Source organism: Nitratireductor aestuarii, assembly GCF_014641695.1.
Classification (GTDB): domain Bacteria; phylum Pseudomonadota; class Alphaproteobacteria; order Rhizobiales; family Rhizobiaceae; genus Chelativorans; species Chelativorans aestuarii.
The window spans coordinates 91505-103779 of sequence record NZ_BMIF01000010.1; the positions used below are offsets into that span (position 1 = coordinate 91505).

Annotated in this window: 11 protein-coding genes; 3 read left to right on the top strand and 8 right to left on the bottom strand. The window is 58.1% G+C overall.

Going from position 1 to position 12275, the window contains the following annotated elements; translation table 11 throughout:
* A complete protein-coding gene (locus IEX27_RS15760; protein WP_188722040.1) occupies positions 1 to 780 on the top strand; it encodes an IclR family transcriptional regulator in 780 nt (259 codons plus the stop codon).
* Between the two features lie 224 nt (positions 781 to 1004).
* Here IEX27_RS15760 and IEX27_RS15765 read toward each other — a convergent pair whose 3' ends face one another.
* Complete coding sequence (locus IEX27_RS15765) at positions 1005 to 1631, bottom strand: glutathione S-transferase family protein (protein WP_188722041.1); 627 nt, start codon at positions 1629 to 1631, stop codon at positions 1005 to 1007.
* A gap of 277 nt (positions 1632 to 1908) precedes the next feature.
* Here IEX27_RS15765 and IEX27_RS15770 point away from each other — a divergent pair, with 277 nt between their 5' ends.
* The gene (locus tag IEX27_RS15770) at positions 1909 to 2871 is read left to right on the top strand and encodes a Bug family tripartite tricarboxylate transporter substrate binding protein (protein ID WP_188722042.1); all 963 of its coding nucleotides are present in this window, start codon (positions 1909 to 1911) and stop codon (positions 2869 to 2871) included.
* A 220-nt stretch (positions 2872 to 3091) separates the two neighbouring features.
* Positions 3092 to 4387 carry a hypothetical protein gene (locus IEX27_RS15775; RefSeq protein WP_188722043.1) on the top strand — a complete coding sequence of 432 codons (1296 nt, stop codon included), beginning with the start codon at positions 3092 to 3094 and terminating at the stop codon, positions 4385 to 4387.
* 152 nt (positions 4388 to 4539) lie between these two features.
* Here IEX27_RS15775 and IEX27_RS15780 read toward each other — a convergent pair whose 3' ends face one another.
* From IEX27_RS15780 to IEX27_RS15810, 7 genes are all read right to left on the bottom strand, one after another.
* Positions 4540 to 5337, bottom strand: a complete 798-nt coding sequence (locus IEX27_RS15780; protein ID WP_188722044.1) for an SDR family NAD(P)-dependent oxidoreductase — start codon at positions 5335 to 5337, stop codon at positions 4540 to 4542.
* A 187-nt stretch (positions 5338 to 5524) separates the two neighbouring features.
* Complete coding sequence (locus IEX27_RS15785; RefSeq protein ID WP_188722045.1) at positions 5525 to 7024, bottom strand: tripartite tricarboxylate transporter permease; 1500 nt, start codon at positions 7022 to 7024, stop codon at positions 5525 to 5527.
* Between the two features lies 1 nt (position 7025).
* Positions 7026 to 7478 carry a tripartite tricarboxylate transporter TctB family protein gene (locus IEX27_RS15790; protein ID WP_188722046.1) on the bottom strand — a complete coding sequence of 151 codons (453 nt, stop codon included), beginning with the start codon at positions 7476 to 7478 and terminating at the stop codon, positions 7026 to 7028.
* Positions 7479 to 7534: 56 nt separating this feature from the next.
* Positions 7535 to 8491 carry a Bug family tripartite tricarboxylate transporter substrate binding protein gene (locus IEX27_RS15795; RefSeq protein WP_188722047.1) on the bottom strand — a complete coding sequence of 319 codons (957 nt, stop codon included), beginning with the start codon at positions 8489 to 8491 and terminating at the stop codon, positions 7535 to 7537.
* A 483-nt stretch (positions 8492 to 8974) separates the two neighbouring features.
* Positions 8975 to 9931 (bottom strand): Bug family tripartite tricarboxylate transporter substrate binding protein, encoded by a 957-nt coding sequence (locus IEX27_RS15800; RefSeq protein ID WP_188722048.1) that lies wholly within the window; start codon positions 9929 to 9931, stop codon positions 8975 to 8977.
* A 362-nt stretch (positions 9932 to 10293) separates the two neighbouring features.
* Positions 10294 to 11814 (bottom strand): tripartite tricarboxylate transporter permease, encoded by a 1521-nt coding sequence (locus tag IEX27_RS15805; protein ID WP_188722049.1) that lies wholly within the window; start codon positions 11812 to 11814, stop codon positions 10294 to 10296.
* Entirely contained in the window at positions 11811 to 12269 is a 459-nt protein-coding gene (locus IEX27_RS15810) for a tripartite tricarboxylate transporter TctB family protein (protein WP_188722050.1), read from the bottom strand. The genes IEX27_RS15805 and IEX27_RS15810 overlap by 4 nt, the downstream gene beginning before the upstream one ends.
* Between the last annotated feature and the right edge of the window lie 6 nt (positions 12270 to 12275).

Here is a 12275-nt window from a genome sequence, read left to right on the forward strand (position 1 = left end):
ATGTCAGCCCCGCAAGAAACGCAGGGAACGCAGATTCTCGACCGGACCGTCGGCATCCTTCGCTCGGTGTCCTATGGCGGCGATGCGGGTGCGCGGCTGTCCGACATTGCGGCCGACTGCAATCTTCCGGCACCCACGGTGCGGCGTATTCTGAAGCGGCTTGTGGAGCTCGGCATGCTGGCGCAGGACGCGGAAACCCGGCGCTATTTCGTCGGCACGTTTCTCTCTGAACTTTCCGAGCGCACGCCGCATTACGGCAACGTCTTCGAGCCCTACATGCCCTTCGTCGACGAGGTTCACGCGGGCTGCGGCGACACGATCTACCTGCTCGCCCAAAGCGGCCACGACTGCTACTGCGCCTGCCGCAAGGAAGCCTCCTATGCGATCCGAATGGGAACGCTCCAGGCAGGGCAGCGCCTGCCGCTCGGCATCGGAGCGGGCAGTGTGGCTGCCATGGCCGATCTGCCGGACGACGATATCGAATTCATCATCCGCGACAACATCATGCGCTACCGGCGCTATGGCGATGACTTTCCCGACCGGCTGCGCCGCATGATCGAGGATACGCGCCGGGACGGTTTCTGCTTCTCGCCAAGCCCGGTGACGCCGGAGGTCTATGGATTGGGCGTCCTGCTGCCGCGCGTCGGCACAGCTCCGCGGTTGGGAATATCGGTCGCGACCGTTCGCTCGCGTCTTGAAGGCGATGCGCGCAGAATGCGCCTGGAGCTGATTGAACGCGCGATCGAGCGCCACCTCAGTTCGGACAACTCCTCGCACTAATTCCATATCATGGAACATTACAGCCAATTCCTCCCCAGGAGATTTGATGCTATCTCGGGGGGATTGGCTAATCAAGTGCGATCAGGCACCATAAGGGCGCTATTCCACCGATCGCATATTCCACATTATGGAACTTATGAATTGAAGAGGGGCCGGCAAGGGACAAAAAAAGGAAGGCGGAGCGCGCCTTCCTTCCTGGTGAAGCATCGCTGTGCTTGTGAGCCTTATGCGACGTTGATGCCTTCGTCGGCGAAAACCTTGCGGGCCGTCGGCCGAGCCTTGAGCGCTTCGTAGTAAGCCTTGAGGTTTGCCGGAACTTCCATACCCGCCCGGTCGATGATCCAGAACAAGAAATAGAACAGCGCGCTGTCGGCGATGGTGAGACCGTCGCCGATCAGGAACGGACGGTCTCCCAGACCTTCTGCGATCTGAGCCAGGCCCTTGTTGATGATCGCCTTGCCAGCTTCACGGATGGCCGCGTGTTCTGCTTCGTTCTCGCAGAACTTGGCCGGCCGGAAGATGCGGCCAAAGCCCTGTGCGTGCAGCGTGCCGACGATGTATTCCACCAGTTCCATCATCCGAACCTCGCCATCGAGGTCTGCCGGAATGAGGTTCTTCTCGGGATTTGACTTTGCGAGCCACGTCGCAATTGCCGGATACTCGGTCAGGACCGAACCATCGTCGCGCAGCAGCGCCGGTACCTTCGACTTCGGGTTGACGCGCAGGTACTCGGCCTCGTACTGAGCGCCCGATGCGAGATCGACGCGTGCGAGTTCATAAGGCTTGCCGATTTCTTCGAGCAAAAGATGGATACCCAGCGAACAGGCGCCGGGTGCATAAAACAACTTCATAACGACTCCAGACATTCAGCGAGAAAATCGCTCTTGGCAGCACCCACTTATAACGACGGTTGGTCCCAGTACAGATCGCCGCGACGAACTTTCCACTTGACCATTCAGCCTTCGCATGCGCAAAAGAATTTCAGAATGCAGTGCACAATAATGCGGCTATAAAATAGCCCAAATTCTTGCGCAGCTTGCAGATCTGTCCCCCATGCCGAGCTATTAAACTTGCTACCCAAAGTATGCGATGAAGCGCGCCAGCAAGTTTTAGGGAGAGTAACAGCCGATGAGTATTACCCGCCGCGCATTTCTTGGCGCAGCCGCAGCTGCACCATTTTTGACGAGCTTCTCGGTTCGTGCTTCGGATGCACCAATCAGCCTTTACGTGCCTTATGGCGCCGGCGGCCCGGTGGACGGCATCAGCCGCTTCCTTGCCGATGGCCTGACCAAGGCCATGGGACGGACGTTCCTGGTGGAGAACCGTCCGGGCGGCAACGGCATCGTAGCGGCACAGTTCGTCGCTTCGTCGCGTCAGCCTGAGACCTCCCTCTTCGTTGCAGGCACAGGCCCCTTCTCGCTCAACCTGCTGCTGCGCAGCCGCCTGCCCTTCACTCGCGAACAGTTCAAGCCGGTCTCGCTGGTTGCAGACGGCCCGCTGGCCATCACGGTTTCCGCCAAGAACCCGGCGCAGGACCTCAAGACCTTCGTTGACAATGCCAAGGCCAGCGGCAAGGCACAGCGCTTCGGCACCTTCGGCCCGGGCAGCCTCAGCCAGCTCTTCGGCGCGCTCGTCAACCAGGAACTCGGCTTCGATGTTGCCGAGGTGGCCTACAAGACCACCGCTGAAGAAGTGCGCGACATCATCGCCGGCCAGGTTGACTTCTCGGTTTCGTCGCCGCTGGGCGTTCTCGGCCAGATCCGCGCCGGTGAAATGCGCATGCTTGCCGTCGCCCGTGACGAGCGCACGACGCAGCTGCCTGACGTTCCGACCTTCAAGGAACTCGGCCACCCTGCCCTCACCGCGAGCTTCTGGACCGGCATTCTCGCGCCGACCGGCATGCCGGACGAGCTGGTCACCGAAATCAATGCTGCAATCGACCAGGTTCTCGCCGATCCCAAGACGGACGAGTTCCTTGACCGCCTCGGCCAGTACAAGATTGGTGGCGCACCGCAGGTGTTCGCCGACCAGCTTGCCAAGGACGAGCAGCAGTGGGGCGGGATCATCAAGGCGCGCAACTTCGCGCTCTGATGTAGCGAGAGCGCCCTGCGGCGCTCCTGCACAAAAAGAGTGGATCTGTTTTCCTCCCGATCACAGCAGAATCCAACCTGACAAACACTTAAGGCCGGAGACGATCCCGGCCTTTTTTATATGGACCGCTTACTCGGTGAACAATTTGTTAGTCTATAGTTGATATTTATCACCCATTCCTAGATTTTTGTTCTATGTTACGATTATATAACAGTACATAATGCTTAATCCAATTTGTTCATCATTGCCATCTTATGTTGGTCTGCAGCGTCTTACCGAGCATGATAAGCCCGCGTCGGTTGCTATTCCCTCGGGGAAAAGGTTGCACGAAGATCCCGGTTCCTTGGAAGGTGCCGACGAAAGCGCCGCCGGGCCATCTTCAGCAAAGTCTGCTCGGATTGCAGAAAGCGTCCACCTGGCGGCCATAAAGAAGCATATGGAGGAGGTCTATGACCTCGATCATCAATTCGCAGTCGAAGCGATAGCAAACCGTTATTTCGGTAAGCGCGTTGATTTTGGGCAAGAGGGGTACATCAGCGATGCGGAACGCATGCAGAAAGCAGACCAGCTCATAAACGATGCCGCAGAGTTCCTGCGCAACAGCCGTTTAACCTGGAATTTCGACCTGGACCTATTAAACTTTCAGGCCTTCATCTCGTCCCAGGGGCAAATGCTCACAATCCATGACAAAGACACTTACGAAGCTGACGTTAACAGGGATTTCGACATCCTGTCGGCGCTCAGTTCAGATGCAGACGAGAGAGAAATTCGCCTGATTGTGGAGGGTGATTACTTTCGCTCATCCGATCTTGAACCAATGATCAACAATGAAGCGAAGGGTGGAGATATTATTCATCCAAAATATTTCTCTCTGGACTGGCTTGAACTTAATGAAGGTGGCGCCAGTTTCAACTATGGATCGAGCTACGCGGTACTGAAAGATCACGTCAAGGAACTATGCTCCATCACACCTTATGATTCTTTAGCGCTCCATAACGATCGAGCTACCGAGGTCGAAATGCTCGCAGAAGATTTCCTCGACAGGCGTCCAGATATTGCAAGTTATTTTGATTTGTCTACTTTCGAGAACATGGTTCGGCTTTTCTGCCAGCTGACCGAAAAGGATTTTCGGTCGGGGCCCGACCCTGACAAAGACGACGCACAGACCCCCCGCTACTGCCGATTGGACGCGATTATCGAGCAGGCTACTGACCATCCACTGACAGAAGCGCAGAAGGTTTCCGCACAAGAAGCTAGGGATCGCTGCGGTGCAGACAACTTCAACTACATAGAGGTTCAATGTCTAGCGGATGTGAATATCTTCAACGATTCAAAATATATAAGCTTTTCGGCTGACGAGATAGGAAGTCTTGATGCTAAAAGGCGCGAAGATTTCAATAAGGTTGTCAAATACGTTCGTGACAGAACGAAGCACGACCCGGATTTTGTTCGATACCATTCAGCCAGGGAGGCAAGAATAGGCCCAGAGCAACAAAGGGAACTTGGGCTACCGTAGGCGTTGGTGGAATGCCAGAGCAACACAAGCTGATCTTGATTTAAACCAGTTCAGACTTTCACAGAAACTCTGAATTGCTCTAACTGTTTGTTTTCTTGCGGTTCCAGACGGAAAACCGGTTTCCACTTTTCCTGGAACCGCTCTTGGGCTGGTCATCCCTTTGCGTAAGGACGCGGGATGTGTGACATCAGCGTCTTGGTGAAGCCACCGTCGACGATGAGTTCCGCGCCGTGGACGTAGGACGCACGAGGACTTGCGAGAAAGAGCACAGTGTTGGCGAGTTCCTCCGGATCGCCGATGCGCTTCAGCGGGACAACCTGCTCGCGGCGGGCCTTGTCTTCCGGCTTCTCGTAGAATTTGGCCGAGATGGGTGTGATGAAGAGGCCCGGGCTCACGGTGTTGACGCGAACACCAAGCGGTCCCCATTCGAGCGCCATCTGCTGCGACAGCATCCGCATGGCCGCCTTGCTGGTGGAGTAAGCAGCGCTGTTGGCCTGCGCGTTGGTGCCGCCGATCGAGGCGATGTTCACGATGGACCGGTTCGAAGCCCCCTCTTCCGAGTGGCGATGGAAGGCCTGTGCGCAGAAGATCGCGCCGGTGAGGTTGACCCGCATCTGCGCATCCCAATGGGCAGCGTCGAGCTCGAGCAGCGGCTTCGGGGTCGACATGGCGGCGTTGTTTACCAGCACGGAGACTGCGCCAAGCTTTTCATGGATCTTCGCGAAGGCCGCCTCGACGGCATCCGCGTCACCGATGTCGCAGGCCTGCACCGAGAGCCGGTCTTCCGACACGCCGAATTCAGCGGCAAAGGATTCGGCATCGGCAGGGTTGCGGTCCAGCATGCCGACCTTTGCGCCAGCTTCCAGAAAACCGCGAACGATCGCACGGCCAAGACCACCGGCCGCTCCGGTGACGACGCAGACCTGACCCTCGAGTTGCAACCAGCTCATCTCAACATCCAATCATCGTTCTACAACGCAGACGCGCATTCTGGCGAAAGCGGCTGCAAATGTGCACTTCATTTGCTACGCAACTGCGCTGCAAGATATGCAGAAATCCTGCTGAAGCCATCCTGCAGCCCCAAAGAAAAACGGCGCGGGAAGCCCGCGCCGCGAGAAGCTGTCCCCTGCCCTGAAACTACTCTTCCAGAACTTCGCGCTTGGTTCGGATGCTTGGCGCCGTCATCGCGATGATGGAAACGATCGCGACCGCATAGAAGCCTAGCGAGATCCACGACGAGAACAGGACACTGAAGTCGCCGCGCGAAATCAGCAGCGCCCGGCGCAGGTTTTCCTCCAGCATCGGTCCGAGGATGAAGCCCAGGAGCAGCGGTGCGGCCGGCAGTCCGAGAGCCACGACGATGTAGCCCGCAAGACACATGATCGCGCAGAGATAGATCTCGAAGACATCGTTCTTGAGCGAGAAGGCGCCGATGCAGCAGAGCAGCATGATGGCCGGGTAGAGCAGCTTGTAAGGCACGCTCAGGAGCCGGACCCAGATGCCCACCAGCGGCAGGTTCAGGATCACCAGCATCAGGTTGCCGACCCACATGGAGGCGATCAGCCCCCAGAACAGCGACGGATTGGTCTCCATCACCCGCGGTCCGGGCGTTATGTCGTGGATCATCATTGCGCCCACCATCAATGCCATCACGGCGTTGGACGGCATGCCGAGCGTCAGCAGCGGAATGAATGAGGTCTGCGACGCGGCATTGTTCGCGGCTTCCGGCCCGGCAACGCCGGCGAGGTGCCCTCGTCCGAACAACTCCGGATCCTTTGCCACCTTCTTCTCGACAGCATAGGAGGCGAAAGAACCGATGGCAGCGCCGCCGCCCGGCAGAACGCCGAGAATCGAGCCGATCGCCGTGCCGCGCGCGGCCGGTCCGAACATGGCCTTGATCTCTGCCCAGCGCGGCATCAGACGCGTGATGCGGGCTGTGCCAAGGTTTTTGCCCTGGTCTTCTTCCGACAGGTTCTTGATGATCTCTGCGAAGCCGAACACGGCCATGGCCATGACGACGAAATCGAGACCGTCGAAGAGTTTGGTGGCGCCGAAGGTGAAGCGCTCGTCACCCGACGTGATGTCCGTGCCGATGCAGCTCAGGAGAATGCCGAACACCACCATGGCGATACTCTCGATCATGCGGGCGTTGGACAGAACCGTCGCCAGGATCAGGCCGACCACCATCATGGCGAAATATTCAGCCGGGCCGAACTGGAAGGCAACCTGTGCCAGCGGCTTCGCCAGGAAGGCGATGAAGATGGCCGCTACCGTGCCGGCAAAGAAGGAGGAGAGTGCAGCTGTGGCCAGCGCGAGACCAGCCTTGCCCTGACGGGCCAGCTGGTATCCATCGAGTGCCGTCACCACGGCCGAGGATTCACCTGGCAGGTTGACGATGATCGCCGTGGTCGAGCCGCCGTACTGGGCGCCGTAATAGATGCCGGCCAGCATGATGAGGGCGGCTTCGGGCTGCAGCGAATAGGTGAGCGGCAGCAACATGGAGATGGTTGCCAGCGGTCCCAGGCCAGGCAGGACGCCGATCAGCGTGCCAAGCAGGCAGCCGACGAAGGCATAGGCCAGGTTTTCGAAGGTCAGCGCGACGCTCAGGCCGAGTGCGATATGGTCAAGCAATTCCATGTCAGAACCCCGCCATGAACCAGGGCCAGAGCGGCATCTGCAAGCCTATGCCCTTCACGAAAATCAGCGCAGAAACGAACCCGAGGAACAGACCGCTCGCGATCGTGCGCAGCCAGTTGCGTCCATCGGAAGCAAGGTCCGCAATGATGATCAGCACGGTCGAAGCGAGCACCAGGCCGAGCGGCTTCAGCAAGGCCGCGAAGGCTGCAATGCCGAGGACGACCATGGCGAGCGCCCACCAGTTCACATGCGGGAGCTTGTCGCCCTGACGCGCGATCAGGTTCTGGATGAGAATGACGGCGCCAAGCACACCAAGGATGGCGGCGGCGATGACGGGCATGAAGCCCGGTCCCATGCGCGCACCCGTCCCGAAGGAGAGTTGCGAGCCATAGAACAGAAAGAACCCAGCGACGAGCATCAAGCCGACGCCGACAACGGTCTCCCGATGCAACATGTGCACCCCCTTAAGCGAAAAGCGGGGGGCTTTCGCCCCCCTTGGATCATTGAGACTTACTGGGCGGATACGCCGAGAGCCCTGTACTTCTCGATTTCCTTGGCGACGTATTCGTTGCCGTTGGTCGCATCGACGTTTTCCAGGCGGCCCTGGGCATTGGCCTCGAGCATCTTGACGATACGCTCGTCAGCCATGGCCTCGCCCAGAACCTCGTTGAGCTTCTGCTTGATCTCGGCAGGCGTTCCGGCAGGAACACCAACTATGGTCCAGCCAACGTTCACGGCATCCGGGAAACCGGCCTCGACGACGGTCTTGGCATCCGGGAACTTCGGCGAACGGGCCGTACCGGTCGTGCCGATGACCTTCATCTTGCCTTCTTCGACGTAGGGAGCGACGACCGAAGCGTATTCGAACGACAGGTCAATCACGCCAGAAGCAAGGTCAACCATCTGCGTTGCGCCGGCCTTGTAGGGCACGTGAACCATGTCGATGCCGGCAGCCTTCTTGAGCAGCTCGCCACCCAGGTGCTGCGCGGTGCCGTTGCCGGGCGAACCGAAGTTGATCTTGCCCGGGTTTTCCTTGGCATAGTCGACCAGCTCTTCGATTGTGTTGAAGGGCATGTTGGTCGAAGCAACGATGATCTGCGGCGAAGCCGTGATGCCGTGGACCCAATCGAAATCCTTGACCGGATCGTAGGTCACCTTGGAAGGATCAAGAGCCGGCGAGATGCTCAGCGGACCGGACGAACCGTAGACAACCGTGTAGCCGTCAGCTGGCGCCAGCGAGGCTTCCTTGGTGCCGACGAAACCGCCCGCACCCGGCTTGTTTTCAACGATCACGCTCTGACCGAGCTTTTCCGTCAGAACCTCAGCGATCTTGCGCGAGGTCAGGTCCGTAATGCCACCTGCAGCAAATGGCACGATCCAGGTGATCGGGCGGCTCGGATAGGTATCCGCCATCGCCGGAAGAACCATCGAAAGGCTGAGCGCAATCGCCATGCCTATTTTTTTCATTCTGCACCTCCAAAGTGCGCCGGGTCGCTCGCCATGGTCAAAGAACCGGCTGCATCGAGCGAAAACCTTCGTGCGCTACACACAACGACCTGCAGGAAAAGTACCAGGGAAGATTCTTTTCTACGGGACCTCTGACTCGCAGTATCCCCTTTTCTGCATGCCTCATATGCAATGGAATGCAGCTACAGAACAAGCTGAAAAATGCCATTGGGAAACAAGTTTTCCACAAAGCAGTTCATTGATTTAACTTGTGTTTTTTGATTTTAATCAAATGACGCAAGAGCGTCTCCGCAGAAACTCCAGCATCAATGCTGAACATCACGGTTCACATGTTTTCGTTTTTGATGGATGAGGAGGCAGGTCTGATCTGATTTTACAATCTAAAGCAAAGCCTGTCGTCTCGAAATTCTTCGGTGCGAATGCCTTTCAGAAAAAATCTGCTCGAGGGGCTTCCACCCCTCGAGCAGCACGTAGATCAAAGCATTACTGGACGGTGACACCCAGGCTCCTGAACTTCTCGATTTCCTTGGCAACGAAATCCTTGCCGTTCTCAGGCGTCACATCCTTCATGAAGGTCTGAGCATTTGCTTCATACATCTTGATGACTCGCTCATCTTCCCAGACTTCCGCCAGCGCAGCCGCCAGTTTCTGCTTCACTTCATCCGGAGTGCCCGCGGGAACGCCAAACAACCCCCAACCAATATTGACGGCGTCAGGATAGCCTGCCTCGACAACGGTCTTTGCATCCGGGAAGCGCGGCGAACGTTCTGTCCCCGTCGTTCCGATCACCTTCATCTTGCCTTCCTCGACATAGGGGGCAACGATGGAGGCATACTCGAACGAAACGTCGATGACGCCCGACGCAAGATCGACCATCTGGGTCGTCCCCGCCTTGTAAGGCACATGCGTCATCTCGATGCCGGCTGCCTTCTGCAGCAGCTCGCCTGCCAGATGCTGTGCCGTGCCGTTGCCCGGCGATCCGAAGTTGATCTTGCCCGGGTTTTCCTTGGCATAGGCAACCAGCTCTTCGATCGTGTTGAAGGGCATGTTGGTCGACGCCACAACAATCTGCGACGCAGCCGCGATACCGGCCACATAGTCGAAAGCTTCCAGCGGGTCATACGGTACCTTGGAAGGGTTCAACGCCGGGGTGATTCCCAGCGGACCGGAGGATGCATAGACCAGCGTATAGCCGTCGGCCGGTGCGAGCGATGCTTCCTTGGTGCCGACGAGCCCCCCTGCCCCAGGCTTGTTCTCGACGATAACGCTCTGTCCGAGTTTCTCGTTCAGAGCTTCAGTGATCTTGCGGGCTGTCAGATCCGTGATACCTCCTGCAGCAAACGGCACGATCCATGAGATCGGGCGGCTGGGATACGTGTCGGCCAAACTCGGCAAGATCATTGAAAGGCTCATCGCAAGAGCCACGCCGATCTTTTTCATTCTCCACCTCCTAGTGCGCACCGGTGAGGCCGCCTCCAGCGAACATTCACCGCGCAATTCAAACTGTGCAGGAAAAGTACCATCGAGGAGACTTCTCAGCGGGGGTTCTTCCGGTCTGATTCTCCACCCTCTGCAATCAGATTTGAATGAATATCGAGCAACAGAACAACTACTTCGTGTGAAAGGTGCTCACTTTCATCATTATGTTTTTCAAGCCGTTTTGACCTACCTCATTGCAATAAAGAACCTCGCTATCGCGGTGGGTGACCACCCATAGCGAGGTTGAATTTAACGCGTTATCGACAAAGCCTGCAGGATTTGGAGCAGTGATCTGTTTTTACAGCTTCGCTCCTTCTCCCGCATCATCCGCGCTTAAGAACCCGCATACCCGGGGTCAGCATCCGCATAGCCGAACGGATGGCGAAGAAGACAAACAGGGCAAGCGTCGCCGCGCCAAAGATCGCGGCGATCGGACGGTCGATGAAACTCGAGAAATCGCCTCCGGTGATCGCCATCGAACGGCGGAACTCTTCCTCGATCATCGGCCCGAGCACGAAGCCGAGCAGCAGTGATGCGCCGTCGAGCTTGAGCAGACGGATGACGACGCCGGCAAGGCCGAAGAGCATCAGGACGTAGATGTCGAGAACCGAGTTGGAGACCGAGTAGATGCCGACGCAGACGAAGGCCACCATCACCGGGTAAAGCAGGTGGTAGGGCACGCGCAGCAGGCGGATCCAGAGGCCGACGAGCGGCACGTTCAGGATCACCAGCAGGATGTTGCCGACGACGAAGGATGCGACCAGGCCCCAGAACAGGTCCGGATGCTCGGTTATCACCGCCGGTCCGGGGATAACGCCGTGGACCATCATGACGCCCAGCATCATCGCCATCACCGCGTCACCCGGAATGCCGAGCGACATGGTGGGGATGAAGGCGGTCTGAACTGCGGCGTTGTTGGCGCTTTCCGGCGAGGCAACGCCGGCGATCGCGCCGTTGCCGAACTTCTCCGGCGTCTTGCTGAGACGCTTCTCGACCGAATAGGAGACGAAGGTGGCGATGGTGCCGCCCGTACCGGGCAGCGCGCCGAAGAACGCGCCGATGCCGGTGCCGCGCAGGATCGGCATCGCCGATTCCTTCCACTCTTCCTTGGTCGGGAACATGTCGCGCAGGCGGATCCTGTCGTTCGTCACCTTGCCTTCCGGACCGCCACGCGCCGTGGTGATGATCTCCGGCAGGCCGTAGAGGCCGAGTGCGATCGCTACCAGCGACAGGCCTTCAAAGAGACCCGGGATGCCGAAGGTGAAGCGGTCTGCGCCCGAGTTGATGTCGATCCCGACGAGACCGAGCAGGATGCCCGCGAACACCATGATGAGCGACTTCAGCGGCTGGCCGGTCGAAAGCATCGAAGCCGCAACGAGGCCGAAGATCATCAGCATCGTATATTCCTGCGGCCCGAAACTCATGGCGACCTTCGCCAGTGGTACGGAGAAAACAGCAAGAATTACTGCACCAATCATGGAGCCGACGAACGAGCCGATCGCGGTGATGAACAGCGCCAGACCTGCCTTGCCCTGCTGTGCCATCGGGTAACCGTCGAAGGTGGTCACCACCGCCGTCACCGTGCCCGGGAGGTTGAGCAGGATCGAAGCCGTCGAACCGCCGTAGGCTGCGCCATAGTAGATGCCTGCGAGCAGGATGATCGCGTAGGTGGGATCCACGTGATAGGTGATTGGCATCAGCATCGCGAGCGTTGCCATGGAGCCCAGGCCCGGCAGAACGCCGACGAAGGTTCCCAGAAGAACACCGGCCGCGCAGTACAGAATGCCCTGGAACGACAGGGCAATGCTGAAGCCCAGCATTACGTTTTCAAAGAGCGAACTCATAGTGCGAACACCTTGATTGGCAATGCGAGCACATAGACGAAAATGACGACACAACCGGCGGCCGTCAGCAGCGCAAGCAGGATGGAACGAAGGATGTTGCGGTTTTCAGACGCAAAGGTCGAGATGAACACTGCCACGGCAATTGCCGGGAACAGCCCATAGTCTTCGATCAGCAAGGCAAACGACAGCAGCGATGCGCCAATCAGCAGAAGCGAGATAAGCGAAGGCCGCTCCGATCCGAACTCGCTGGGGCCCGAGCGTAGCGCAACAATGAACAGCAAAACGCCGAGCCCGATCAGCGCAATGGCACAGGCGATCGGGAAATATCCCGGGCCCATATCCCGCAGTTCACCAACGTCGTAGATTCTCGACTCGTAGAGGGCAAATAGACCCAGCGCGATCGAGAGTAACGCACTCAGTAGATTGGGCAGTCTCTCTTTTACGTAACCAGACATTGTCGT